Raw genomic sequence first — 25,824 nt, forward strand, 5'->3', positions numbered from 1 at the left:
TCAGCCGGGGAAGCGTCCGGAGCTCCGCAGCGACCAGCGGCGCTCGGCGTACGCCAGGTCGTCGCGCCAGAGGCGGCCCGCCGTCCGGCGCATCAACGGCCGCAGGGCGGGCGCCGCGGCGCGCGCCAGGGCGAAGCCCCGGCGGTCCGAGGACGCGACGACGGCCTCGACCACCACAGTCCGCGGGTGCGTGGCGCCGGGTGCGGTGAGCGGCGTGGCATGGGTCTCCACCACTGATCCGGCACCCTCACCGTCGGTGATCCGCATGACCACCGTGCGCGGTCCCGGCGCGGTGAACACGGCCCGCACCGGCACCACCAGCCGGCCCGCGGCCTTGAACGACACCTCGACGGCGAACGCGTCTTCCCCACCGTCCTCAGGAGTGCGGGCCACCTTCAGGCCGACGAACGCGTAGGGGTGGAACCAGGAACCGTGCCAGGGGTCGAGCCGGTTGGCGACCACGTCCTCGGGCTCGCACCGGCCCGCCGCCGTGAACACCGCGTCCACCGCGTTCCCCGGTGCCGGTCGCGGCGGCACGACGGGGCGCTCCAGCGGGCTTTCGCCCCCTGCCGGGTCCAGCCGCACCCAGACCAGCACTCCGTCGTCGTGCACCGGGTACGGCTCCCATCCGGCGAACGGCCCGCCGTCCAGGGACAGGCCGTGCCAGTGGCACATCAGCGTGCCGCACACCACGCGACTGTCGCGCAGCGGGGCCCCCAGATGGGGGCACGCCCCCGGGCCTGCTCGCAGTGCGCCCTCCTGCGACCGCCACAGGACGACCTCCACCCCTGCGATCGTCCTGCCGTACGGGCGGCCCTGTGCCCCGATCTCCCGGGAGGCCCCGACGACGTACCAGTTGCCCGACGGCCGGGCGACGGCCCGCTTCAGCGCCTGGGCGATCAGGGCGGGTTTCGCCTCGCGCCAGGCCGGGGCCTGGTGCTCCCAGCGAACGGCCCGCCGCACCCGCAGCGGTGACGTCCAGCCCCGGTTTCCTCGCGGGGCGTTCACCGCAGAGAGCCCTTCGCCCCGGTGACCGCGTCCTGAGCCGCGACGGGCGGACCGGTCCGCATCCGCGCTCCCAGGATCCGTGCGAGCCCGCCCGCGGCGGTGACGACCCGTCGTCGGCGCGGCACCACGGCACGGCGGTGCAGTACCCGGTGGCCGTCGGCCGCGATCGCGTCCAGGATCCCCCGGTACAGGACGAACGCCGTCCGGATGCAGGGCCGCACGTGCGGATCCAGCATGGCGATGCCCGGTTCCGCCTCCCGGTAGACGCTCCGGATCATCGCCTCGGCGTCGGCGAAGGCGGCCCGGATGCGCGGGTCGTGCCGCCCGGTGCGACGGCTCCACTCGAGCAGGGGCCGCTGCACTCCGTGAGCGGCGAGCAGGTCCGCCGGCAGGTAGACGCGCCCGCGGTCCAGGTCCTCGCCCACGTCCCGCAGGAAGTTGGTCAGCTGGAAGGCCACGCCCAGCGCGGCTGCGTGCGGGGCCGCTTCCTCACGGGGCACGACCGTCCCGAGCACGGGCAGCATCTGGAGGCCGATCACCGCTGCCGAACCGTGCATGTAGGCACGCAGATCGGCGTAGGTCGGGTAGTCGGTGACGGAGAGGTCGCTGCGCATGGACGCGAGGAAGTCGGCGAACAGGACGTGGTCGATGGCATAGCGCTCGGCGGTGTCGGCCACGGCCCTGACCACGGGCTCCACCCCGCCTCCGGTACGGAGTGCGTGGGCGAGGTCGCTCTCCAGCAGCCGCAGCAGGCGGTCGCGTTCCCCGGGCGGCTGCCGGCGGTCGAGGTCGTCCACGATGTCGTCGGCCCAGCGGGCGAAACCGTACAGCGCGTGTACGGCACAGCGGCGTTCCACCGGCAGCAGCCGGGTGGCCAGGAAGTACGTGCGCCCGTGCTGGGCGTTGAGCCGCCGGCACCGGGCGTAGCAGGCGCGCAGGGCAGGCCCGGTGATCCCGGCGGCGTCCAGTTCGCGTCGGTTCATCGGTTCTGCCCTTCCAGGACGGGGGGACGACGGCGGACGCCCGTCGCGCGGGGAGGGCCCGTGATGCGGGCCGCGGCGAGCTTGCCGCTGACGAGTACGGTCGGCACGCCCACCCCGGGTGTGGTCCCGCAGCCGGCGAGGACGACGTTGTCGTAGCCGCGTACGAGGTTGCGCGGCCGGAAGGGGCCGGTCTGCGCGAACGTGTGCGACACGGAGAAGGGGGTGCCCGCCGCGTGTCCCTGGGCCGTCCAGTCCACCGGGGTGACCAGCAGCTCCTGTTCCGTCGAGGCCTCGAAGCCGTCGAGTCCGCGGCGCTCCAGCTCGGCCAGCAGGCTGTCCCGGTAACGCGGTCCCAGGCCGCGCCAGGTGCCCGCCGACGGGCCGGTCGTGGTGTTGGGGCACGGGGCGAGGACGTAGTGCAGATGCCTGCCCCGCGGCGCGAGGGACGGGTCGTGTGCCGTAGGACGGGTGATGAGCAGTGACGGGTCGCTCATCACCCGCCCGGCCCGGGTGAGTTCGTCGAAGGTGTGCTCCCAGGCGGTGCCGAAGGAGAGCGTGTGGTGCGCCAGCTGCGGCCAGGTGCGGTCCGTGCCCGCGTGCAGGACCACCGCCGACGGCGCGTGACGCAGCGGCACGGCGCGGCGCGGCGCCCTTCCCAGGAGCCGGTGGACGACGGGCAGGTCCGGTGTCAGGACGACCGCGTCGCAGGCGATCCGCTCGCCCGATGCCAGTCTCACGGCCCGTACGCGCCCCGCCGAGCGTTCCAGTGCGCTCACCTCCGCGGACCAGCGGAATTCTCCGCCCGCGTCGGCGGCCGCGTCCGCCATCGCCCGGGGGAGGGCGTACATACCGCCCTTCGGGAACCAGACGCCCGCGACCGTGTCCATGTAGGCGATGACGGCGTAGGCCGCGAGCGCGCGGGCCGGGGCGACTCCCGCGTACAGCGACTGGAAGGAGAACACCCGGCGCAGCCGTGGGTCCGAGAGGAACCTGCCGATCTGCCGATCGAGCCGGCCGAAGCCCCCCAGAACCGCCAGCCGGGCGAGGTCGGGGTGCAGGAGCTGGAAGGGCGAGTCGAAATTGGTGTCGATGAAGCGGTGCATCTGCGCCTGGTAGAGCTTCTCCAGCCAGTGGCGCAGCCGACGGTACCCCGCGGCCTCCGACGCCCCGGCGAATCTCCGCACCTCGCACTCCATGGCGTCGCCGTCCGTGTGGACGTCCAGCCCGCTGCCGTCCGCGAAGCGGGCCCGGTAGGCCGGGTGCAGCGGGATGAGCTCCACCCGGCGGTGGAGGCTGTCCCCGACAGCGGCGAAGGCCTCGTCGGCCAGGTGCGGCATGGTCAGGACGGTGGGCCCGGTGTCGACCCGGTAGCCGCCGAGTTCCAGCCGTCCCGCCCTGCCTCCGGGTCCGGCGTCGCGCTCGACGACGGTCACCCGGCGGCCCGCGCCGAGCAGGTGGAGGGCCGTGGCGAGACCGGACAGGCCCGCGCCCACCACCACCACGTGGTCCGTGGGGCCGGACACGGTCCTCATGCGTGCTCCCCTTTCCGGCCGGGTGCGGTGCCCACGGCCCTGGCCACCAGCGCGGCGAACTCCCGCCGGGAGTGGTCGTCCGCTCCGGCGGCCGCGAAGTGACGCAGGCTCGATGCCGACAACCCGGCGATCTCCTCCTCCACCACCGCCCGCGCACCCGTACGTTCCAGGGCGGCGCGCATCCGGTCGGCCGTTCCCCGGCCGGGTGCGGCGCCTTCGGGGCCGAGTACGGCCAAGGCCTCGGTGTCGTTCGACTCGGCGGCGAGCCGGAGCGCGACGGCGAGGAGGTAGGTGAGTTTGCGCCCTCGCAGGTCCTCGCCCGCGGGCTTCCCCGTGACGGCCGGGTCACCGAACGCGCCCAGCAGGTCGTCGCGGAGCTGGAACGCGAGACCCACGCTCCGTCCGGCGGACCGCAGCGTGTCCGTGGTGCGGGTGTCCGCGCCGGCCAGGGACGCGCCCAGGGCGAGCGGACGCTCCACGGTGTAGAGAGCGCTCTTGAGCGTCGCGATACTCCGGGCCTGGGCGGGGTCGGAGGAACCGGTCGCCTGCGCGCGCATGTCCAGGTACTGGCCGGCGACCATCTCCCCGCGCATCGCCTTCCACTCCCGGTGCAACCGGTCGCCGTTCGGGGAGGACAGCGCGGTCTCGGTGAGCAGATCGTCGGCCCACGCCAGCGCCAGGTCCCCGGCGAGCACTGCGGCGGTGGCCGAGTAGGACGCGGCGGAGCCTCTCATACGGCCGGTCCGGTGCATGCGTGCGAAATCGGCGTGCACGGCCGGTGCTCCGCGACGCAGCGGCGATTCGTCCATCACGTCGTCGTGCACCAGCGCGCAGGCCTGCAGCAGTTCCAGGGCCGCACCGATGCGCAGCGGCGTCCGGGGGTCCCCGGCGCCTCCGGCGGCCAGCCACCCGCACCAGACGAAGGCCGTACGCAGCCGTTTTCCGCCGTGCAGGACGAACTGGGCGACCCGGGAAGCCACCTCCTCGGCGAACACCGTGTCAACCTGCCGGGCTTCGCGCAGTCTGGTGTGGAGGTGCTCCGCGAGGACGGCGTCGACGGCTGCGGCTGCCTCCGCGGCGGTGCGCGGGGCCTGCCAGGGGCCGGCGCCTCCACCGGCGCCGGGGTGAGGGCCGGCGCCTCCGCCGGGCACTGCCCGCGTCGTCCGTGGACCGAGCATGGAGAGCCCCTTTCGCCCGGTTGTCCGCTGTCGCGTCCACCGCTGCCTGCAGCCGCGAGGACCGCGGCTGCCCCTATGCCTGCCCGGCGCACGGCCCAGACGGAGCGGAGTTCACCCGGACGGCGGGTCGGACAGGTCAGGACGGCCCGGGGCTCGCGGCCCCACGCGTCGAGGACACCGGACCGCTGCGCATCACGGCAGCGGCCGCACGCCGGGGGCCTCCCCCGCCCCTGCCCGTGGCGCGGAGGGCGCACCGTCCGCCGAGCGGCTCGGCCGCTGCCGATGCCGTGGTCACGTCATGGCCGGGGGGCACCACGTACGGGGTGCTTGCTCATGGCGGAGCCCCGGTCGAAGGCGTGGACGGTGACGGCCACCCGGACCACGGCCGCTGTCTCGCCGCCGGACAGGTCCAGGCGTGCCGGGGCGTACGCGTTCCCTGCGCAGCGTCCACCTGTGGGTGGCACTGCCCGAGACGCACCGGGACACCGGTCGCGACTTCCGGCACCACGCGCCGGAGCCGGTCCACCGGGAGGGAGCCGTGATCAGGGTCTTCCTCGGTTCCCTCGCCGGAGAAGACCTCTTCGGTCCGGGCCTTCCCCCTCTGCTGGAAGCCGCGACCGTCCCCGGCCCGTATGCCACCACGACCCTCACCACCGGCCCGGCCTTCGAACACGGTCTCCTCGCCGGCCGGTGGGCAGGGCCCGAGCTCGGCTACCTCGGCCCCGGGAGCCACGCAGTGACCCTGGCCGACGAGACGGACGCTCCCGCCCGGGCGGTGCTGTGAGCGGCACCCCGTTCGGGGACCGGATCGTCATGTGGTGGGACGTCGCCGGCCGTAGCCATGAGGACGTCGTCGAGGCACGCCAGCACCGGGAGCCGGCCTCCGACCGCTTGGGGTGTGCCGACGGCTGTCCAGGCGGCCGAATCCCCGGCCCTCCCCGACGCCACGATCGCACCGCGTGGCAACCCCCACACGTCTGAAAGGCGGCACACGATGACCCGGGCCGCCGTCCCCACCGTCCGGAACGTGGACGCCAGGCACTGCTACGAGACCCTGTTCGACGGGGCGGGTGCGGGGTTCACCGCCTACCGCGACCACGACGGACAGCGTGTGTTCTTCCACACCGGGAACGATGACGCCCACGCGGGCCGAGGGCCGGCCTGCGTGCTCGTGCAGGAGGTGTGGGGCCATGTGCGGGCCCCGGCAGGCGCGTCGTGCCGGCCTGCCCGTACGTGGCGAAGTTCCTCAGGAAGCACGAGGAGTTCGCCGGCCTCACCGGCCCGGTCGTGCCCGGGATCATCAGGCAGTGGCTCGAGGCCGCCCGTGCCCCGGCCCGCCCGAACAGCGGCCGGGGCACGGCGCGGGCGCCGTCAGGCCGGCCGCAGCTCGAACCAGTCGAAGGCCGGTGCGCCCAGGGTCGCGTACATGCCGATGACCCGGCCGGTGAAGCCGCCCGCGACCTCGGTGGTGAGGTAGCGGCCGTCGAGTTCGGCGAGTACCTCGAACTCCCCGTCACCGGTTTCGTATCCCAGACGAAGGGTGTCAGGGCCTCCGACACGGAGGCCGGACGGTGCGGCGGCTCCGGGGTCCTCGGGACGTGCGGTGACGGTGGGCGGCAGGACGTCCGTGGTGGTCACGTCCACCCGCAGGGTCAAGGGGCCCGTGGACACCGCTCTTTCCGCCACCGTCTGACGCACCGGACCGATGCGGGCGACCGCACGTACCACCCCGCCCTCCGTCTCCACCTGGTAGTGGTGCGCCTCGTCCAGCCGTACGGCCAGGCCGCCGCGGCCTCCTCGGCCGATGTCGACCCGCGTCCGGGCACTGCAGTCCGGATCGCGCTGACGCCTTCCCACGAACAGCGCACCGGGCCTGTCCATGCCCTCCGCACGGGCCCGCAGCACCAGGTGGCCGGGGCGCTCGTCGAGGCGCACGGCGTCCGGGTCGCTCCGTCTCGGCGTCACCCAGCAGGGTGCGAGCGCGGGGGCGTCGAAGTCGTCGCGGTACGGCTCGGCGGGCCAGGGACGCGGAACCAGTTCCGGCGCGGGGGCGCGGAGTTCCAGGGGCCCCGGCAGCGGCCATTCGTCCTCCCACCTGACCGGCACCAGGAACGTCTCCCGGCCCATGCCGTGGAACTTGGGGGTGTCCCCGCGGGGCCGGGTTCCCAGCAGCACCATCCACCACGTGCCGTCGTGCGCCTGCACCAGATCGCCGTGGCCGGTGCTCTGCACCGGATGTCCGGTACTACGGTGGGACAGTACGGGGTTGTCCGGGTGCGGTTCGAAGGGCCCGGGCAGAGAACGGGCCCTGGCCACCGACATCGCGTGTCCGCGCTCCGTTCCGCCTTCCGACAACAGCAGATACCACCAGGCACCGATCCGGTAGAGGTGCGGGCCTTCGGGGTACTGGAGCCCGCTCCCCGACCACATCTCCACCGGCTCACCGAGCAGTTCACCCGTCTTCGGCTCGATGCGCGCCCCGCGGATCCCGTCGTGGGAGAACACGCACCAGCAGTCTCCCCGCTCGTCCCAGGCCAGATCGGGGTCGATGCCGGGTACGGCGACCGGCACGGGCTCCGACCACGGTCCTGCGGGATCCTCAGCGGTCACCAGGACGTTGCCCGCGCCTGCCACCACGGTAGTGATCATCCAGAAGCGGCCGTCGTGGTGCCGCAGCGTAGGGGCGTACACCCCGCACGAGGACGGGGCCGCGTCAGGAAGCGTCAACTGCGAAGGGCGGTCCAAAGCGTGCCCGATCAGCCGCCAGTGCACGAGGTCCCTGCTGTGCCACAGCGGCACCCCGGGTACGTACTCGAAGCTGGACGTCGCCACGTAGTAGTCCTCGCCCACGCGGCAGATACTCGGATCCGGACTGAAGCCCGGTATCACGGGATTGTCGAAGAACGCCATGGTCCGTCCTCGGATCCGGGGGCCAGGGCCGATCCCCAAGGCCGTGGTCGTTGAAGCGCTTCGAAAATGACAGTCGGGCGGAAGAGTGTCAATAGACCCTGCAGAAAGCACGACAGAGGCGGACGGGGAGTCGGAGGCGTGACGCTCGTTCCCGGCACCGGGGGTCAGCGCGTCCTCCGGGGAAGTTCGCTCTGTTGAAGCGCTTCGACAGGGTGTCGCGCGTGCACTCCCTGCTGCGGGGCCCGGGCGGGGCGCCGGAAGCCTCGTCATCCAGGCGGTTTCGGGCCCCCGCGTTCCGGCCGCGTCGCACGGCCCGTCGCCGACCCGGGTGCCCTCCGGCATCCGCGCCCGGTCGCGGTGCCCACGCCGCCCGGCCGACGTCACTCCGTCCCGCGAGCGTGCGGCCCGTCGGCGGCGGCCCGGGCGGCTCTCTGCGGCCTGACGCGTGATCGCCGGTGCCGGGGCGGCACGACAGGACCCGCCCCCGGGGAGGAGCGGGTCCTGTACACGGGCGGGAACCGCTGTTCAGCGGGTCACTTCAGGGCGGGCGGTGCCGCGTCCGCCGAGGTACCCCACCGCGAGGGCTCCGCACCGACCTCGAAGGACAGGTCACGTGTGCCGCGGATGTCGTCGGTGGTCAGGCAGGTCTTCCCGTACGCGGCCCCGTCCGTCCGCGCCGAACGGATGTAGCGCGCCGGGTTCGAGGTGTCGAAGCGCACGAAGGCGCCGTTGCGCTCGGCGGCCGCGGACGAGGCCTTCGAGCCCTCGGTGACCGTGTCGCCCTTCCACGTGCCGGAGGTGCTGAAGGGCCGGTCGAAACAAGTGATCGTGTACACCGTGTACGGCTTGGTGTCCTGGCAGAAACCGCTGCCGGTGACGGCCGTGCCCGCACCGCGCATCCAGTGGGTCCATCTCATGGAAAGCGCACCTCTCAAGACGTAGATAACGTTGTCATACGTACTGTGCGAGCATTCTTGGCCTGTACACATGTACTCGTCAGGAGCCGCGCGGGGCCGAGGCCATCGAGCGGAGTGCCCCGGCGGAAAGATCCTCCACCCGCCGGCGCCCGGCTTCCGCGTACGAAGCGCTTGTCCCGTCAGCGCAGTGCCGCGTAGACGATGAGGTTGTCCATGGGATGGCCGTCGGCGTCGAAGGCCCCGTCGCAGGTGATCAACCGGAGCACGCGCTCCTCGGTGGCCCCGTAGACCTTCTCGGTGGGGAAGGCGTTCTTGCTGACGGTCTCCGTGCCGGTGACCGTGAAGCGGGCCTGCTTCCCTCCCCCGTCGGACACGGTGATGTCCGCACCTTCGGTGATCGCGTGCAGGTCGTGGAAGACGGCCTTGCCGAAGCGCGTGTCGTTGTGGCCGATGAGTACGGCGGCACCGGGCTCTCCGGGCACGGCACCACCCGCGTACCAGCCGGCCGTCATGCCCTTCTCGGCCGGCGGGACCTCGACCGTGCCGTCCTCGTTGAGTCCGAGCCGCAGCAGCGCGGTGTCTATTCCCAGTGACGGGACCGTCAGCCGCGTGGGCGCAGGCGCCTTGGGGGTTTCCGGTGCACGGGGTGCGTCCGGGACCGCCCTGACGGAAGGTTCGGGTGCCTCGGCCGTGCCGCATCCGCTGAGGGGGGTGAGCAGCAGGCAGGCTGCCGCCAAGGACACGGCTGCCCGCCTTGACGCGTGCGAGGGGAGGGGCATGAGTACTCCGGGTGCGGTGAGCGGGTGGAAGCGGGGGCACGAACAGCGGGTGGCGCCGCCCCCCGTGCGGGGGCGGCGCCGTCGCGGGGTGGGGATCAGCCGTTGCGCTGTGCGGTGGACCGGCGGCGCAGTACGAGGACGCCGGCGCCGGCGAGCACTGCCGCGCCGGCCGCGGAGCCGTACAGCGCGGTACCGGCGGCATCCCGCGCCGGGCGCTCCCCGGCGTCGACTCCGCCCCGCGGCACCGTCCCGGCCGGCACGGACTCGGCCGGGACCGGAGTGGCCGCCTCGGTGGGTTCGGCGCGCTCGGGCGCGGGGGTGGCGCTCGGGCTCGCGGTGAGCTCGGTGGGCGCCGGTGCGGGTGTGGCGTCGGCGACGGCCGCGGTGGCCGGAAGCAGGACCGCGCCCAGGCCGGCAACGGCGAGGACTGCGGTGCGCAGGGTCGGGCGAAGGGACATGAAGAACTCCGATTCCAGCTCGGCGTTGGTGGTGCCCGCGCACGGATGCGCGTCGGGCGCCGGGCATGCCCACAGACTGGAGTGGAGTTGTGAGGAAGCTGTCAGACCGCCGTGTTCATCGGATCAGGGCCGGCCGCCGGAAGCCGCAGGGTGAAGACCGAGCCCTGGCCCGCCTTGCTGGTGACGCCGGTCGTCCCACCGTGCGCCTCGACGAGCTTGCGGACGATCGCCAGTCCCAGGCCGCTGCCCCCGGTCCGGCGGCTGCGGGACTTCTCCGCGCGCCAGAACCGGTCGAAGACGTACGGCAGGTCCTCCGGCGCTATGCCGCTGCCGGTGTCCGCGACCTCCATCACCACCGTTCCGTCCGCTTCCCCGGACCCGGCCGCGTACGCCCGCAGCGTCACCCGTCCTCCGGCCGGGGTGTGGCGTACGGCGTTGGACACCAGGTTGCCGATCGCCTGCCGCAGCCGGACCGGGTCGGCCGTCAGCTCGGGGACCTGCTCGTGCCCCTCCACCAGGCCCACGCCGAGGCCGACCCCGGCCGCGTCGGCCTGGGCCTGGTGGGCCGCCACCACATGGGCGAGCAGTTCGTCGATCCGTACGGGTTCGGGGTGCAGGCGCAGGGCGCCGGCATCGGCCGCAGAGAGGTCCTGGAGGTCGTCGATGATGTGCTGCAGCTGCAGCGCCTCCTCCAGGAGCGAGGAGACGAACGTCGCGTCCGCCTCGGCGACGCCGTCCTGGGCCCCCTCGAGCCATCCCCGGATGTTGCTCAGCGGGGTGCGGAGTTCGTGTGCGACATCGCTGACCATCACCTTGCGCTGTTCCTCCAGCCGGGCGCGGTGTGCCGACATGTCGTTGAAGGCGGCGGCCAGGCGGCCGATCTCGTTGTCCGCGGTGACCACCACCTGGGAGGGGTCCTCTCCGTCGCGCATGCGCTGGGCCGCTCCCGTGAGCGCGTGCAGCGGCCGCACGAGCCGGACTCCGGCGAGGACCGAGGCACCGACGGTGAGCGCGAGGACGAGCGCAGCGACACCGGTGATCTTCGCCGTGTTCGAAGGGGAGAGTTCGAAGCCGGGAACGGCGCCGCCGCCCGGGTCGCTGATGAACAGCAGCGCGGGTGAGGCGACGTACGAACTGAGCTGTTCCTGGCGGGCGATGCCGATGCACGAGGCGATGTCCCGGTCGTTCTCGCTGTCGGGGAGGGCGGGGGTGGGCATCATGGTGGGCAGGGAATCCTGCGGAACACTGACGCTGGGCACGGGCACTGGCACGGCTGACGCGGCCACAGGCTCCTCGTCCGTGTCCCATGACAGGTCGAGATCGAGCCGTACCGCTTCTCTCCCCTGCCGGTCCAGGCACGCGTTGACGAGTTCGTTGAGCTCGCCGAGCGCCGTCTCCTCCGTTCCGGTGGGGCTGTCCAGCGCGTCCGTCGGGCACCGGCTGCCGCGCACACGGTCCGGGTCGTTGCCCACGATCTGGATGCGGGGCCTCCCGCTCGGCCCCTCGACGACATCGGAGGCGATCCCGGACCGGCTGAGGCACTGCACCGTCTTCTCCGCGGTGCGCCTCAGGGACCCGCGCTCGGCCTCGGTCAGCCTGAACGGGCCGACGGCCCGCGGGTCGACCCGGTCGCTTCCGGAGCGCTGTCCCCCGTCCGTACCGGGAGCCGCGACCGTGACGGATCCGGCTTCCGACCCCGGCCCTGAGGAGACGGCGGCCACGGACAGCGGGTCCACGACCGCCGACGCCTGGGGAGGCAGAGCGGGCGGCGGCGGGGAGGAGCCGGCCGAGTCCGCGAGGATCTCCCGGCCCTGCGTCGTCAGCGTGATCCGCCTGCCGGACATGCCGGCCAGCTCGTCCACAGTGGCTCCCACGCCCTCCCAGGTGGGGTGCCCCGCCGCGTACGCGAGCAGGGAGTCGAGGACACGGGTGTCGGCGGCGAGATTGCGGCCCTGCTCCTGCTCGATCGCTCCGGACGTGGTCTGCACGGCCAGCCACGCGGTCGCGGCGACCGAACAGGCCGCGACCAGCGCCGACACCGCCAGCAGCCGACCGAGGAGGCTCTTGCGCAGGGGCAGCCGCAGACGCTGCCCGCCGGGCTCAGTTCGCCGGGGCACGCGGGACCCCCTTCAGCGGGTCCGTGAGCTTGTAGCCGACTCCGAAGACGGTGAGCAGCCGGGCCGGGCGCCGGGGGGCGCGCTCGATCTTCTTGCGGAGGTTCATGACGTGCACATCGACCGTACGGCTGCTGATGTACCGGTCGAATCCGTGGAGTTCGGCGAGCAACTGCTCCCGGGTGAAGACCCGGTCGGGCTCGGCAGCCATCGCCGCGAGGAGCCGGAACTCCCCCGGGGTGCACTCGACTCCCGCTCCGTCGACCGCCACCTCGTGGCGCACGGGATCGACGGCGAGCGTCCCCACCCGCAGCACGTGGCTGTTCTCGCGTCCCCCCTCCCGCCGGGTGCGCCGCAGGAGTGTGCGTACACGTGCCATGAGCTCGCGCGGGCTGTAGGGCTTGGTCATGTAGTCGTCCGCACCGAGGTCCAGCCCGAGCAGCAGGTCGTCCTCCGTCGCCCGGGCGGTCAGCATGAGGACCGCCAGCTCCCTCTCCTCGGCGCGCAGGATCCGGACCACGTCGAGTCCGTCCGCCCGCGGCATCATCACGTCGAGGACGAGCAGGTCCGGCGCCCCTCGCCGGGCCTGCTCCAGTGCGGCGAGGCCGTCGGGGACCACCGTGACCGCGTGGCCTTCGCGTTCGAGGTAGCGGCGGACCAGCTCGGCCTGTTTCGCGTCGTCTTCCGCGACTATGACGTTTGCGCACACGGGGATGATCGTAGAGGAGGCCCCGAACCGCGGTTTCCCGCCGGTGGAACGGGCCGGCCCGCGCGGCGGCCGGCGGAGAGGGGGCGTCGCCCCTGTCCGCGGCAGCGGTCGCGGGACCGACCCGGTGTTCAGAAGCCTCAGGCGCTCAGCAGACGCCGTCACCCGGCTCGGGATTGCCCAGGCCGAACAGCGGGCGCAGTTTGAGCCCGAGCCAGGTACCGGCGAGTGCGACCGCTCCCCACAGCCAGCCGCTCAGGCTGCCCGAGGACACACCCGCCAGGTAGGCCCCGATGTTGCAGCCCCCGGCGAGCCGGGCACCGACACCCATCAGCACACCACCGAGCACCGCCGCGACGGCCGTACGCCACGGAATGCCACGGTGCAGGGCCCAGGTGCCGCCGAGCGCTGCGGCCACCGCCGCACCGATCATGATGCCGATGTCCGTGAGGCTGGTCCTGTCGGCGAGCACCGGGCCCGCCAGCATCTCCGCGTTGCCGGGCCGGCGCCACCAGGTCCAGTTCTCCGGGTGGCCGCCGAGCGCGCCTACGAGTTCCGAGCCCCACAGGCTGAACGCACTCGTGACGCCCCAGGCTCCACCGGAGACCAGCAGCACGCCCGCGCCGAGGACGGCCAGCGCCAGTGCGCCGACGGCCAGCGGCCACGAGCCGCGGAGGGCCCGTACGGCCGCGGTGCGCGCCGAGGGCACGGGGCCGAGGGGAGGCGGGTTACGCCGGGCCTGGACCCGTCGCGTGATCACGACGACCAGCGACAGCGCGGCGAGGGTCACCGCCCAGGAGCCGAACCAGCCGATGTGGTCGGAGAGGACGACCGGTTCCCAGGCGGGGAGGTCCTTCCACAGGTCGAACTGCCAGGCGGCGAGCGTGGCGCCCGCGATGAATCCGCCGAGGGTCAGGAGCACCGAGGTCTGTCCCGATCCGACGGCGAAGAGGGTGCCCGAAGCGCAGGCGCCGCCGAGCTGCATCCCGATTGCGAAAAGCAGCGATCCGACGATCAGACCGACTCCGATCGCTCCGCCGGACGGCGTCGGCTGCGCTCCGAACAGCCCGGTGCTCGTACCGATGATCAGCGCGAACAGTGTGGCCGTGGTGCCGAGCAGCAGCGCGTGCGCCCGCAGCCCGGTCCCGTTGCCGACGGCGATGAACTGTCGCCAGGCAGAGGTGAAGCCGAACCGGGAATGGAAGAGGGCGACGCCCAGGCCGAGCCCCAGCAGGAGCAGCACTCCCGGTTTCGCGCCGTGTGCGAACCACACATAGGCGGTGAGGGCCACGGCGAGCAGCCCGGCCACGACGAGTGGCGTCCTGCGCACCGGGGGCAGGGCGGGGGCCTCCGGCTTCGGCACCGAGGTGGGGGAAGGAACGAACAGGGCGGGCAGTGCGCGCGGCGGCGCGGCCGGCCCGGCAGGTGGCGCGGTGGTCACGAAAGGTCTCCGGATGGTGCTCGGACGGACGGCGGCATCAGCTGCCGGCGGCGCGGTACGCGCCGCCGACGCGGGATTCAGCCGCGACAGAGTCCGTCGTCGACGCACCACGCCGAATGCGCGAACAGTGCGAGGCACAGCAACAGGGCCGATACAGACATGCGTACGAATATACGGATGGCGTCCCTCCGGATGCCTGCCTGTCTCACCATGCGGAAATCTTTTTGAGACGGCATCCCGCCGTACCTCACCGGACCGGCGGGCGCGAGGGCCCTGTTGCGGCGGAGTGGGACCGGGCGGCTCGGTACAGGCGGGCCGGTGATTACCTCAGCGGTAATCGACCCTCCGCGACAGATGCGGCACGCTGCGGTAGCAGGCAGGACGACAAGCGGTCGGTGAACCGCCGCCCGGCCGGACCTCTCGCCACTGACGCACGAGACCCGGCCATGCCGTGAACGCGCCGCTCAGGTGCATCCGTACAGACGAAAGGACACCGCTGTGACCCTGCATGAGGACGCTGTCGAACGCTACTTCACCGCCTGGAACGCCTCCTCGCCCGAGGAACTGGCCAAGGCCGTCGCCTCGGCGTTCACCGAGGACGGCACCTACACCGACCCGCTGGTCGAAGCGAAGGGCCACGAGGGGATCGTGGCGGCGATCACCGGCGCCCGGCAGCGGTTCCCGGGTTTCACCTTCGAGCTCACCGGTACGCCGGACGCACACCACGACCTGGTGCGCTTCACCTGGGACCTGGTCTCCGTCGCCGACGGCTCCGCTCCCGCCGCCGGCTTCGACGTGATCACACTGGCCGACGACGGCCGCATCACCGGCGTCGCCGGCTTCCTGGACCGCCTGCCGGGGGCGTGAAGTCTTCCCCCTCAGCGTGCCGTCCGGAGGGCGGTGGCCGTCTCCGTGTCCGCGGGCAGGAACGTCTCGACCGCGAGCTCGGAGACGGTCACGTCCATCGGCGTGTTGAACGTCGTGACCGTAGAGATGAACGACAGCACCCTGCCACCCGCCTCGATCCGGAGCGGCAGCGCGTACGGGTGGGCCGCCGGGCCGTGCCCACAGGCGGGCACGGCCGGACCGGAGGAGGTGGCTCCGGCCGGCACCGGATAGGCGGCGACCTCTTCGTACAGGCCGTGCAGCGCCTCCGAGGAGCGGAGCGCCGCTTGCCGCTCCATCCGTTCCAGCAGGTGGGCCCGCCACTCTCCCAGGTTACCGATCCGCGGGGCCAGGCCCTGCGGGTGCAGGGTCAGGCGCATGGCGTTCATGGGCGGCTGCAACAGGTGATCCGCCACCCCGTCGAGCAGCGCCTGCACGCCCCTGTTGGCGGCCACCACGTCGTACATCCCGTCCATCACCAGGGCGGGGTGTGGTTCGTAGGCGGTCAGCAACTGATCCAGTCCGGCCCGGAGCGCCGTCATCGCCGGGGCGGTCAGCGGCGTCTCCGGATACGAGGGAGCGTAGCCCGCAGCCAGGAGCAGAGCGTTGCGGTCCCTCATGGGGACGTCGAGCTGCTCAGCCAGATGCAGCACCATGGAGCGGCTCGGCGTGGACCTGCCGGTCTCGATGAAGCTGATGTGGCGTGCGGAGCTGTCGGCCTTCAGGGCCAGTTCGAGCTGTGTGACCCGTCGCAGCTTGCGCCAGCCGCGCAGCAGGCTCCCGACGTTCACGTCATCGACCGTCCTGGTCATGGCAGTCGTCATGGCCAGGACGGTATCCGATCGAGAGGGCCCCTCGCCTGCTTCCGACGGATCACACAGGGCGGGCCGGACCGCGCCCTGGCCCGGCGGCACAGGACCGGTGCGGCCGACCTGCTGGACGCCTGATCCGGCACGTGCCTGTGCCGCGTACGGCGCGCCGAACCCTTCCCGCACTTCATGACCACGACGCCGCATACCGGTCCGGATCAGAGCCCGTTCGGCACCCGGCTCCAGATCGCCCGGCTCGACCGCATCGCTGCCTCACCGCACGCGGCGGCCGGGCTCGCGGTGAACTACGCGGGGTCGCCGCTCCCTTGACCGTGAGGGCGTCCGGTCCCGCAGACACACCCGCGGGACCGGGCGCCTCCTCACTCCGTGTCGAGGAGAAGCCCTGCGCCCCGTTGACACGGGCGCAGGCCGCGAGCGAACTCGCACGGCCCAACAGCAGAAATATTTTTCCTTGCGAACACCCCTCTACCGCCGTGGCGTTGGCCCTCTCTGCGGGACAGCCCAGCCGCCATGACGCCGTGACAGGAAGCGAGTGCCCCGTGGCTGCCCCGACCGCCTCCCGGGACAGCCGCCGGCAGCTCGGCCGGGGCCGCTCCCTCCTCGAAGCCCGCTGCACCCCGGGGCCGAGCCTGCCCGGCCGCGCACCGCCGGTCGTGACGCTCCGTGAACCCGGGACGGCTCCCTCGCCGTCAGGCCCCGGGCGCGTACGTGCGTCCGCCCCGCCGGTACGCGATCTCGCCCAGCAGGATGTCGACGGCCAGGAAGACCGCCAGCGGGATGCCCAGCAGCGGCACGAAGTACCCCACGACCGCGGCACCTGCCATCAGCGGTACCAGGACGAGGGGCGGAATCTTCTGCCACGCGCCGCGCGGCGCCGCGCGGCCGAAGGCGGAACCACGTCCGCGCTGCCACCACATCCGGTAGCCGAGGAGGACGAGAACGATCAGACCTGTGGTGAGGGCGGCGAGCACGATCTGGTTGACGAGCCCGAACAGGACGCCGGTGTGCGCGTCGATCCCCCAGCGGGACAGCTTGGCGAGCAGCGGATAGTCGGCGAACCGCACCACATCGGTGACCTCGCCGGTGGCCGGGTCGACGGCGACCGCGTCCGGCTTCTCCGGCCAGCTGCGCTGGATCTGGCGTACGACGTAGGCGGAGGAGGCGTCGGCCGGAGGCACGATCTCCACCGGGTTCGAGAGCCGCTCGCCACGAGCGGCTTCCAGCACGGCGTCCAGGCCGACGTCCTTCCCCGGGGCCTCACCGGATCCGCCCGCATGCATGTGCTCGGCGTGTTCACCCCCGGGCCCGATGCCCGCGGAGACCGTCGGCGTCGTCTGGCTGATCGCCTCGCGCAGATCGGAGACGCTCCGGCCGGCGTACGTCGACCAGGTCAGACCCGTCGCCGACAGGAAGAAGAGTCCTGCCGCCGCCCACACGCCCACTGTGCCGTGCAGGGAGAGCGTGCGCCTGCGTCCGCTCGCGCCGCGCATCCTGCGGCGGGCCCTGCGCCGCCCGAACCACAGGACGAGGCCACCGCCGGCTGTCACCCACAGCCAGCTCGCTGTAGAGGCGGCCCGTCTGGCCCAGGTGCAGATCTCGGTGGAACTCGTCGATCCAGGTACGCAGGGGCAGCGCGCCGCTGGAGCCGTACTGCTCCAGCGCCCCGGTCAGCTCGCCGGTGTACGGGTCCACGAACACGGCAAGGGTGTGGGCGGCGTCCACGCCCTCCACGCCGGACAGCAGTACACGGGTGGTCGCGCCCTCCTCCGGAGCCGGACGGACGGCACTGATCTCCCCCTCCGGACGGGCTTCACGGGCCGCCGCGACCTGCCGCGAGATCGGCAGCTCGCTCGTACCGGCGGGGACGCTCAGTTCATCCGCGTAGACGATCTTTTCCGCCTGGTACGAACCGGTGTAGAGGAGGCCTGTCACGGCGGCGACCAGGAGGAAAGGTGCGATGAGCACCCCTGCGTAGAAGTGCAGCCTCAGCACCAGGGGGCCGAGCGGCGACCATGCGGTGCGCCCGGAGGAGGTGCCGGGCTCTCGGACCTCCTGCTCCGCGGAAGAAGTGAGGACCGGTGGTTCAGCGGTCATGCCTGCTCTCCTGAAGGCGTGGGGGCGTCGGCAGACCGTCACCGACCGGTCCAGAAGTCGGATGCGGACGTAGGCCAGTTCCCGGCACTCACTGTGATCCGCGTCACGGGGTGAGGTGCCGGAGGGAGAGCCGGCCCCCTGTCGGCGTCCACGGCTTCCGGGGAGCCGTCCCTGCGGGCCGGCCGGTACGGTCCTGCAGTCCGGAGCCGCCCGGCCCGGACCGCTTCCGTGTAGCGCGCACGGTCATGGTCCTCGGCCGGACGTCTCACGCGCCGGAACCACCGCCGCGCCCGGACCCAGGGACCCCGCCTCGTCGACGACGGTGACCGGCCCGCTGTCCGCAGGGCAGCGGATCTCCTGCGCGCCGCTCTCGACGGCGGTGCCCCGCCGGCCACCGACGAACAGCTCAGGCATGGCGCCCCCGGCTCGCACCTCGCACGAGGAAGGGAGCGAGGGCGAGGCCGAGCCTGTCGGGCGACCCGGTCGGATGTGACCCCGGCCACACCTGCCCACTCCGTGATCAACACTGCTTTCCGGCCGAAGCCTGGCTTTTCGCGCGAGAACCATTGGAGTATCACAGCAGGTCAGACGGTAGTTTTGGGTTGTACCACCTGATTCTGTCCACATGCCGGACACGCCGCGCGGGTGCCGCGCACCGGCTCCGAACTGCCCGAACGGTCATTCGGTAGGCATGGCGCGTGCGTGTCGGGCCGGAAAGCACTGATCGATGTGCGCTCACTGCCTGCAGGCATCAGACTCCCCACCGCAGTCACCCCCCGAGCGAAGGAGAAACACGAATGCGTGACAAACTCTGCAGAATCGGCGTCATCACCACGGTTTCCACACTCGTCCTGACAGGCACAGCCGCCATGGGAGTCGCACAGGCCCGTCCCGCGCAGTCCGCCGGCCTCTACGCCCCGTCAGCCCTCGTCCTCTCGGTCGGCAAGGGCGACGCGGCCACGGCCACCGTCCAGCGGGCCGTCACCCTGAGCTGCGCGCCCCGCCCTGGCGGAACTCACCCTTCGCCCGCCGCAGCGTGTGCGGAACTGCATTCGGTCAAGGGCGAGTTCACCCAGCTGACCGCACCGAGGCCGCAGGGGAACTGCACGCGCCAGTGGGACCCGGTGGTCCTCGATGCGACCGGTGTGTGGCAGGGCCGCCGCGTCTCCTGGTCGGCCACCTTCGGCAACGCGTGCGAGATGCGGGCAAGCCTGGCCGAAGGACCGGTCTTCTCCTTCTGACCTGCCATGTCCAGCGGGCCCACACCGGGGCCCCGGCCTCGACCGGAGCGGGAGGCGCTCTGGGGCGCCCCCCTCCCGCTCCGGTTCGCCGCGCGGCAGGCGGTGCCCGACACCCAGGGTGGCCCCGTCCTCAGGGCGGGGCCACCGGTATCAGACGGTCACCGGGTGACCGTCCACTTCTGGTTCGCGGCGCCGGTGCAGGTCCAGATCTGCAACCGGGTGGCGTTGGCGCTGCTGCCACCGGCCACGTCCAGACACTTGTTCGCCTGCGGATTCACGATGTCCCGGGCGGCAGGCGTCGCCCACTGCTGCGCCGCCGAACCGTTGCAGTCCCACAGCTGCACCCGGGTCCCGTCCGACGTACCACCCGACGCGACATCCAGACACTTGCCCAGCGCACGGATCGTCCCGTCACCGCCCACCGTCCACCGCTGCGCCGCCGTGCCGTTGCAGTCGTACAACTGCACCGCCGTACCGTTCGCCACCGCGCCACCCGCGACATCCACGCACTTGCCCGCCAGGCCCGTGATGGGCCCCCCGCCGCCCGGCTGGTCGCCGCCTGAGCTGACACGGACGTAATCGACGAGGAGTTGCTGGGGGAAGGCCGTACTTCCGTCGGGGTCACCGGGCCAGTAGCCCCCCACCGCGAGGTTGAGGATGACGAAGAACGGCTTGTCGAAGACCCACTGCCTCCCACCGAGATCGGCGGGGGTGCGCCGCTGGTAGACGGTGCCGTCGACCGACCAGGTGATGGCGCCAGGGCTCCAGTCGACGGCGAAGGTGTGGAACGCGTCGGCGAACGCCTGCCCGCCGGGCAGCGTGTAACCCGCGCCGATGCCTCCGCTGCCGGAGTAACCGGGGCCGTGCAGGGTGCCGTGCACGGTACCGGGTTCGAAGCCGACGTTCTCCATGATGTCGATCTCACCGCTGTCGGGCCAGCCGACCTGCCCGATGTCGTTGCCCAGCATCCAGAAGGCGGGCCAGATGCCCTGCCCGCGCGGAATCTTCATCCGGGCCTCGACACGGCCGTATGTGGTCGTGAACTTGCCGGACGTGTTCAGCCGTGCAGAGGTGTACTCACACCGCCCGTACCAGCACTGGTAGTTACCCGGGTTCTCCTTGCGTGCGGTGATGACCAGGTTTCCCTGGCCGTCGAGAGCGGCGTTGCGGTTGCCGGCGGTGTAGTACTGCCGCTCGTGGTTGCTGACGTTGTCACCGGTCTCGATCTGCCACTTGCCGCCGTCGACGGCGGAGCCGGCGGGCCCGTCGAACTCGTCGGAGAACGTGACGGCCGCAGGCGCGGCGGTGCTGTTCGCGGTGGCCGCGGGCACCGGCGGAGGCGCGCCCTGCGCCTGCCCGGCGGACAGCGACGCGAGACCGAGCGCCATGACGAGGGACACGAGCAGGTGTCGTGACGAACGGGGCGAACCCATGCCTTCTCCCTTCGAGGAGCGGAATACTGACGCGTTCATGTCAGTTTTGAGAATCGAGCGGCACCGCGTCGACCCCTTCCCGCCCCTCGCGGGCCGGACAGAAGGAGTGAAGGGGTGGGAGTCCACAGTTCACTTCTCACTTAGTTCGGTTCTTGATTTAAGGAATGAACAGGGGCCGTGTCAAGGGTTTGGTATAGACCGGAGCCGTGTGTGTCACGGGCCGTTCGAAACCGTCCGGTGCGGCGTCGGCGGATGGTGTCATGGAGACTTGAGATGCTGGAGGCAGCCGCTGCCGGCAAAATCCTCGCAGCCGGCACGGAGGGGCGTGACAAGAGCGCTCCGTGCCACTGACACACCGGACCGACGCCGACGAGGGGGACACGATCGACACCGCCGAAACGGGCCGGCGCCCGCTGGACGCCACCAGCGTGACGAACGCCAGGAACACCCTTCTCGAACTCCTCGGCCGCGCCGGAGTCTTCCGGGGCGAAGCCGAAGAGCTGATCGCGCTCGTCGAGGCCGGCGCGATCGCAGACGCACACAGCGAAGTGGGCAGGAAGCAGGAGGTCCGCGCCGAGGACGGGGACGCGTACGGCGCCGGCCGGTACGACGGCGCCCGGGCCGTCGGTGAGGAACTCGCCCGCGTCGCCGAGCGGGCTCTCGAGCGGGCCATCGGCCCGGCCGTGTCCGGCTCGGCGGGGGATGACGCCGCACCGGTCCGCCATCCTGTCGGGAGGATGGACGTGGAGCGTGCGAAGGTCGCTGTGACACCGCTCTTCCTCGCCTTCAGCGACACCTCGGACCTGGACCCCGAGGTGTCGGACGAGGTCCTCACCGCGCTGCTCGGCACGATGAGCGTCGTGGAACGGATCGGGTACGCCGGAAGGCTGACGCGGTTCGCCGAGTCCCATCGGGAGCGACTGGCTCAGCTGTACGCGCACTACGGACCCCGCAGCCGCATCGCCGTTCACGGCCGCTACTCCCTCCTCCACTCCCCCACGAGCATCGCCGTACTCGAACGCCTCATCGCCGCACCGTCGGCGCTCCGGGCGGAATGGGAGCACGCGGAACTGCCTCCGGCGTGGCTGGAAGGACTCGCGGCGGCCTGGCGTGCGCCGGGGGCACCGCAGGGTTGACACCTGCCCCGCCCCTCGGGCCGGCGGCCGGGGCAGGTGCGGGGCACCTGCCCCGCACCTGCCCCGCACCGGTCGAGAAGCCCGGGAATCAGCTCAGTGGTTCGATCCGGACGTTGCGGAACCGCACTTTGTTCCCGTGGTCCTGCAGACGGATCGCTCCGGCCGACGGACCCTCCGCGAGACCCGCACCGGTCGGTCCGTCGATCGCGATGTCATCGTGGATCTTCCGGCCGTTCCACAGCACCGTCACCCGCGCGTCGGCGGTCTTGCGGCCGCTGCCGTCGAACCGCGCCGCGCGGAAGGTGATGTCGTACGTCTGCCAGGTCTCCGGAGCCGTAGCCGCGTTCACGTCCGGCGCCTTCTTCTGGTAGATCGCCCCGGCCTCGTTCGTGTCGGGGGTGGTGTCTCCGTAGGAATCGAGGATCTGGAGTTCGTAGCGGTCCTGGAGATAGATGCCGCTGTTTCCCCGGTCCTGGCCGGTCACGTCGTCCGGCAGCAGCGGCACCCGGAAGTCCAGGCGCAGCTTGAAGTCCTGGTAGGCGTCCTTGGTGCGGATGTCACCGCAGCACACCTCCATCGACTGCTCGTCGGCCCGCGGCCATTCGACGCGCCTGCCGTCCGTGTGCTGCCACTGCTCCTGGGAAGCGGTGGTGCCGTCGAAGAGGGTGACGGGCGCACCGTGAGGGAGCACGGTGATCATGTCGAGGTTGACATGACCGGCGTCACCGGGATCGAAGCGGTACGAGACGGTGTTGGGCCCCGCGTGCAGGCGGACCCGCTCGGTCTGCGTCGACCAGGCATCCCAGGTACCGGTCGAGGGGAGCTGCGTCTGCCTCAGCTTCTTCCCGTTGACGTGGAGGGACAGTGCCTTGGTGCCCTGGTAGGGGTCGGGGCCGTTGGAGTAACGCAGGTTCACGGCGTAGTCGCCGGCCCTGGGGACCGTCACGTCGAAGGTCGTGGTGGCCTGACCCTCCGTGTGGTAACGGTCGACGAAGCCACTGCCCGAGTAGCCGGGGTGGTCCGTGTTGATGCCGGCCGTCCCGGTGAGCCGCGCCTCCTCCGCCTCGTACAGCGTGGCCGGCGGCGGCTGCTTGCCCGGCAGGGCGTTGAGCGTGTACCAGGCCTCCGTGCTGTACAGCGTCTCGCCGGACGCGGAGGCGAAGGGACGCGGGGAGCGGAGGTGTACGACCCGGCCGGGCTTGAGCCCGTCGAGGAGTACCCGCACGGTCTGTCCGTCGCCGGCGAGCGTCGCCGAGCGCACGGCGAGCTGCTCCTCACCGACCTTCGGACCGCCGTAGTCGGACGTCGGGGTGTAGCGCCACTGGTCCGCCTGGTAGCGGGATGCCAGCTCCTCCGCGGTGGCCTCCGACAGCGGCTGGGTGTACTCCACGTCGAAGCCGCCGGGGACCGCGCGCATCTCCTTGATGTCGAAGGTGTTGCCACCGTTCGGCGTGAGCTTCTGCAGGCCGAACTTCAGTTTCCCTTCCTGGCCCCAGTTACCGTCGGCGCCGAGCCCGCCCGCGTATATCGCACCGTCGGGCCCCATGGTGATGCGGTTGACGCCTGCTTCGAGTCCCTGTGTGTAGCGGAACACGGCTCCCTGGTACTGCCCCTTCACCTTTTCCAGGTAGGCGCGCTGGAGTCCGCCGTAGGTGACGTCACCGATGAGCATCTGCCCGGCGAACCTCCCCTCCTTCAGATGGAGTGGTGTGCTCGGCGAATTGGCGACCTCGTTCTGGGGCAGCCAGAGCACCGGCTGGGTGACGGGCCTTGTGTCGAAGGGGCCCGGCGGCTGGGTGTAGTGGTTGAAGAAGCGGTCCTTCTTGATCTGGACGAGCTTCGACGCCGGCAGCCAGCCGCCCTGGTTGTCCGTGGTGAAGATGTCGCCGCCGGGGCCCCAGCCGATCCCGTTCGGTGTCCGCAGGCCACCCGCGACCGGCTGGATCTTGCCCGTCTTCTTGGACACCTTGTACGTCGTACCGCGGCCCGGAGCCGGCTGCGGAGTGGTGGTGGCACCGCCGTAGTTGATGGCGACGGACAGGTTCACGTAGAAGTGACCGTCACGGTAGAGGAGCCCGAAGGCGAACTCGTGGAAGTTCCCGCTGTACGGCCAGGTGGCGGTCGTACGGTATTCGTCGGTGACGAAGTCCTTGTTCTTGTCGACGAGTCGGGTCAGCTCGTGCTTCTGTGAGACGTAGAGCGAACCGTCGACGTACTTGATGCCCATGGGCTCGCGCAGGCCTTCGGCGATCTTCTTCACCGTCACCTTGTCGCGGCTGGTGTCACCCGTGACGTTGCCGAGGAGATACACCTCGCCGGTCCGGGTCTCGGAGCCGCCCCACGTGGACAGTGCCAGACGTCCGCCGGGCAACCAGTCCATGCCGGTGACCTGGGGTTCGAAACCGTCCGGGCGCAGGTCGGTGAGGTCGAGGTCGGGGCGCACACCGGCGAGCGGCAGGCCGTCACCCGGACTGTCCGCGCCGGATTCGCACTCCTTGCGGCCGGGTGCGGTGACCCGGACGACCCCGGCATCGGTGCTCAGGGATTCGCGGGGGATGACGCCGAAGTCTGCGGCGCCCGGTGGCTTCCACGCGAGCGTCAGCTGCTGATCACCGCTTCGCTCGAAGTAGTCCACCCTGAACGGGTGTGAGCCTGCTGTGAGTTGGGCGAACCCGTCCTTGGGTTCGGCGCCGTGCAGGCCGTCGTGGTCGATGACTTCCCGGTCATCGATGACGAGCCGCGATCCGTCGTCACTGTTCAGGCGGAAGGCGTACGTCCCGTCGGCAGGGACGACCAGGTAGCCGGAGACCTCTGCCACGAAGTTGTCGGCGTAGCCGCCGAAGTCTCCGGTCGTGGACCAGTCCACGGTGGGCATCAGTTTGTCGTAGTTGGGCGTCTGGCCGGGCTTGAGCGTACACAGTTCGCTGAGCGGCACCTGGGTGTCGAAGACGCGCAGGGTGACGCCCGGCTCCTGAGGCGGGATGTCGTCGGGCGCCGCGGCGGCCGGGGGTGCGGCCCAGACGCCTCCCGCGAGGAAGCCCCCGACGAGCAGGGTGGTGAGCTGTTTTCGGGCACGCTGGAACAGCCGTGGATGCATCGGTCCTCCAGAGGGGGTCGCACTCCGGTCGGGCTGTACTGATCCGCGATATGGCACTACGCCTACGGTTGCGCCGCCACGCTAGGGGGCTTCTGCTGGAGAAGTCCATACTTTGTCATCTGCAAGTTCAAAGTCCTTCCTGTGCAGAAGAGTTGATCCCGGACAAGGGGAGACAGAACGGCGTCGGGCCGTCTGATGCCGATGAGGGGTACGAGTCCGCACGCGGAGCCGGCGCCCGGCCGCCGGGCGGACAGCCGGAAGCCGGCCAGCGGCGCGTACCGGGCCCGCAGCCCGTGCACGGTGAAGCCGGCCGGCACCGCCGGCCCCAGCGACACACCGAGCACGGCGGGGAGGGCGCGGCCGTGGGCCATCCCGGTCAGCCCGTACACCGGCGCGGCCGGGCCTGGCGAGAGCAGCAGGGCCCCGTAGCAGGTCGAACGCCGTCCGTTGTGCTTCGACGGCGGCAGCGCGGCACGTGGCGGCGGGCGAGCAGAGCGGCGGCCACACCGGTCAGCGGTGACCGCGAAGCCGAGTTCGCCGGCCTGTCCGCCACCTCGGTGGCCTTCTTGCAGGCGGCCAGATTCCTTGCTCATCACCCCGGACCGCGCTCGTCCGTACCGCCGCCTTGTGGCACCTGTCCGCCGCCGTCACCGGCACGCCCGCCTTCCCGGGCACTTCCGCGCCGGCGTTCGCGTGGGCCCTGCATCCCACCTCTGCCGTCTGTGGGGCTCCAGCCATGACGGCATCTCAGTTCACCGCCCGCACCGGGCCGTCCGACCGCGGGCCCTTCACCGGCATGGTGGGCTGGGGCGACGCACGGGGTGACGGCGCGTGGGTCGTCACGATCGGCTGCGCGGTGCCCGAGGAACGCACGCTACGGCTGCGCGAGGGCGGCGTCGCCGCGTCCGGACTCGGGGCCGAGACCGGGGCCCGGGTTCCGCACCTTCCTCGGTGCCGTGGGAGCCGAGCTGTGAGCACGGAGCTGTGTCCGTCCGGCGGGGCCGGCCGAGTGGCGACGGACGGCCGCCACCTGCTGGATGGCGACCTGGACGAGACTCGGCCCACGGGCTGCCGAAGGCACC

19 protein-coding genes and 4 pseudogenes are annotated in these 25,824 nt (G+C 71.8%); 7 read left to right on the plus strand and 16 right to left on the minus strand.

Features of this window, described 5'->3' with window-relative positions; translation table 11 throughout:
- The 4 genes from ACF1FZ_RS11545 to ACF1FZ_RS11560 are packed head-to-tail and all read right to left on the minus strand — an operon-like array spanning window position 1 to window position 4,701.
- Window positions 1-1,008 carry a DUF5914 domain-containing protein gene (locus ACF1FZ_RS11545; protein WP_391773161.1) on the minus strand — a complete coding sequence of 336 codons (1,008 nt, stop codon included), beginning with the start codon at window positions 1,006-1,008 and terminating at the stop codon, window positions 1-3.
- Window positions 1,005-1,991, minus strand: coding sequence for a phytoene/squalene synthase family protein (locus tag ACF1FZ_RS11550; protein ID WP_391773162.1), 987 nt, complete (start codon window positions 1,989-1,991; stop codon window positions 1,005-1,007). The genes ACF1FZ_RS11545 and ACF1FZ_RS11550 overlap by 4 nt, the downstream gene beginning before the upstream one ends.
- On the minus strand, window positions 1,988-3,523 hold the full coding sequence (gene crtI / locus ACF1FZ_RS11555) for a phytoene desaturase family protein (protein ID WP_391773163.1): 1,536 nt from the start codon (window positions 3,521-3,523) through the stop codon (window positions 1,988-1,990). Before crtI ends, ACF1FZ_RS11550 begins: the two co-directional genes overlap by 4 nt.
- Entirely contained in the window at window positions 3,520-4,701 is a 1,182-nt protein-coding gene (locus ACF1FZ_RS11560; RefSeq protein WP_391773164.1) for a polyprenyl synthetase family protein, read from the minus strand. Before ACF1FZ_RS11560 ends, crtI begins: the two co-directional genes overlap by 4 nt.
- 415 nt (window positions 4,702-5,116) lie before the next feature.
- On the opposite strand from ACF1FZ_RS11560, the gene ACF1FZ_RS11565 reads away from it, so the two are divergent.
- Both ACF1FZ_RS11565 and ACF1FZ_RS11570 read left to right on the plus strand, forming a co-directional pair.
- Window positions 5,117-5,485 carry a hypothetical protein gene (locus ACF1FZ_RS11565; RefSeq protein ID WP_391773165.1) on the plus strand — a complete coding sequence of 123 codons (369 nt, stop codon included), beginning with the start codon at window positions 5,117-5,119 and terminating at the stop codon, window positions 5,483-5,485.
- A 210-nt stretch (window positions 5,486-5,695) separates the two neighbouring features.
- Window positions 5,696-6,021: pseudogene (locus ACF1FZ_RS11570) on the plus strand (GNAT family N-acetyltransferase); the annotation flags it as partial.
- Between the two features lie 51 nt (window positions 6,022-6,072).
- Here ACF1FZ_RS11570 and ACF1FZ_RS11575 read toward each other — a convergent pair.
- From ACF1FZ_RS11575 to ACF1FZ_RS11605, 7 genes and pseudogenes are all read right to left on the minus strand, one after another.
- Window positions 6,073-7,611 carry a glycoside hydrolase family 43 protein gene (locus tag ACF1FZ_RS11575; RefSeq protein WP_391773166.1) on the minus strand — a complete coding sequence of 513 codons (1,539 nt, stop codon included), beginning with the start codon at window positions 7,609-7,611 and terminating at the stop codon, window positions 6,073-6,075.
- A 701-nt stretch (window positions 7,612-8,312) separates the two neighbouring features.
- Window positions 8,313-8,507 (minus strand): annotated as a pseudogene (locus tag ACF1FZ_RS11580) (hypothetical protein); the annotation flags it as partial.
- A gap of 200 nt (window positions 8,508-8,707) precedes the next feature.
- Complete coding sequence (locus ACF1FZ_RS11585; protein WP_391773167.1) at window positions 8,708-9,307, minus strand: class F sortase; 600 nt, start codon at window positions 9,305-9,307, stop codon at window positions 8,708-8,710.
- Between the two features lie 95 nt (window positions 9,308-9,402).
- Complete coding sequence (locus tag ACF1FZ_RS11590) at window positions 9,403-9,765, minus strand: hypothetical protein (protein ID WP_391773168.1); 363 nt, start codon at window positions 9,763-9,765, stop codon at window positions 9,403-9,405.
- Window positions 9,766-9,866: 101 nt separating this feature from the next.
- On the minus strand, window positions 9,867-11,882 hold the full coding sequence (locus tag ACF1FZ_RS11595) for a sensor histidine kinase (protein ID WP_391773169.1): 2,016 nt from the start codon (window positions 11,880-11,882) through the stop codon (window positions 9,867-9,869).
- Window positions 11,866-12,588: a response regulator transcription factor gene (locus ACF1FZ_RS11600; RefSeq protein ID WP_391773170.1), complete on the minus strand. Its 723-nt coding sequence runs from the start codon at window positions 12,586-12,588 to the stop codon at window positions 11,866-11,868. The genes ACF1FZ_RS11595 and ACF1FZ_RS11600 overlap by 17 nt, the downstream gene beginning before the upstream one ends.
- Before the next feature lie 145 nt (window positions 12,589-12,733).
- Window positions 12,734-14,026: a YeeE/YedE family protein gene (locus tag ACF1FZ_RS11605; RefSeq protein WP_391773171.1), complete on the minus strand. Its 1,293-nt coding sequence runs from the start codon at window positions 14,024-14,026 to the stop codon at window positions 12,734-12,736.
- Window positions 14,027-14,524: 498 nt separating this feature from the next.
- Between ACF1FZ_RS11605 and ACF1FZ_RS11610 the strand changes: the two genes are divergently transcribed.
- A complete protein-coding gene (locus ACF1FZ_RS11610; protein WP_391773172.1) occupies window positions 14,525-14,893 on the plus strand; it encodes a nuclear transport factor 2 family protein in 369 nt (122 codons plus the stop codon).
- An 11-nt stretch (window positions 14,894-14,904) separates the two neighbouring features.
- Here ACF1FZ_RS11610 and ACF1FZ_RS11615 read toward each other — a convergent pair whose 3' ends face one another.
- Window positions 14,905-15,723, minus strand: coding sequence for a helix-turn-helix domain-containing protein (locus ACF1FZ_RS11615; protein ID WP_391773263.1), 819 nt, complete (start codon window positions 15,721-15,723; stop codon window positions 14,905-14,907).
- Between the two features lie 186 nt (window positions 15,724-15,909).
- Here ACF1FZ_RS11615 and ACF1FZ_RS11620 point away from each other — a divergent pair, with 186 nt between their 5' ends.
- Complete coding sequence (locus ACF1FZ_RS11620; RefSeq protein WP_391773173.1) at window positions 15,910-16,050, plus strand: hypothetical protein; 141 nt, start codon at window positions 15,910-15,912, stop codon at window positions 16,048-16,050.
- Window positions 16,051-16,430: 380 nt separating this feature from the next.
- Here the strand turns inward: ACF1FZ_RS11620 and ACF1FZ_RS11625 are convergent.
- Together ACF1FZ_RS11625 and ACF1FZ_RS11630 are read right to left on the minus strand one after the other, a co-directional pair.
- Window positions 16,431-17,835: pseudogene (locus ACF1FZ_RS11625) on the minus strand (PepSY-associated TM helix domain-containing protein).
- Between the two features lie 243 nt (window positions 17,836-18,078).
- Entirely contained in the window at window positions 18,079-18,249 is a 171-nt protein-coding gene (locus ACF1FZ_RS11630) for a hypothetical protein (RefSeq protein ID WP_391773174.1), read from the minus strand.
- A gap of 383 nt (window positions 18,250-18,632) precedes the next feature.
- Between ACF1FZ_RS11630 and ACF1FZ_RS11635 the strand changes: the two genes are divergently transcribed.
- A complete protein-coding gene (locus ACF1FZ_RS11635) occupies window positions 18,633-19,076 on the plus strand; it encodes a subtilase-type protease inhibitor (RefSeq protein WP_391773175.1) in 444 nt (147 codons plus the stop codon).
- A gap of 158 nt (window positions 19,077-19,234) precedes the next feature.
- Here ACF1FZ_RS11635 and ACF1FZ_RS11640 read toward each other — a convergent pair whose 3' ends face one another.
- Window positions 19,235-20,509, minus strand: coding sequence for a lectin (locus tag ACF1FZ_RS11640; RefSeq protein WP_391773176.1), 1,275 nt, complete (start codon window positions 20,507-20,509; stop codon window positions 19,235-19,237).
- A gap of 341 nt (window positions 20,510-20,850) precedes the next feature.
- Here ACF1FZ_RS11640 and ACF1FZ_RS11645 point away from each other — a divergent pair, with 341 nt between their 5' ends.
- Window positions 20,851-21,645 carry a hypothetical protein gene (locus ACF1FZ_RS11645; protein WP_391773177.1) on the plus strand — a complete coding sequence of 265 codons (795 nt, stop codon included), beginning with the start codon at window positions 20,851-20,853 and terminating at the stop codon, window positions 21,643-21,645.
- A gap of 88 nt (window positions 21,646-21,733) precedes the next feature.
- Here the strand turns inward: ACF1FZ_RS11645 and ACF1FZ_RS11650 are convergent, their stop codons facing one another.
- Complete coding sequence (locus ACF1FZ_RS11650) at window positions 21,734-24,742, minus strand: family 16 glycoside hydrolase (RefSeq protein WP_391773178.1); 3,009 nt, start codon at window positions 24,740-24,742, stop codon at window positions 21,734-21,736.
- 598 nt (window positions 24,743-25,340) lie between these two features.
- Here ACF1FZ_RS11650 and ACF1FZ_RS11655 point away from each other — a divergent pair.
- Window positions 25,341-25,716: pseudogene (locus ACF1FZ_RS11655) on the plus strand (chorismate-binding protein); the annotation flags it as partial.
- Window positions 25,717-25,824: the final 108 nt, after the last annotated feature.

Source organism: Streptomyces sp. NPDC014623, from assembly GCF_043088245.1.
Classification (GTDB): Bacteria; Actinomycetota; Actinomycetes; order Streptomycetales; family Streptomycetaceae; genus Streptomyces.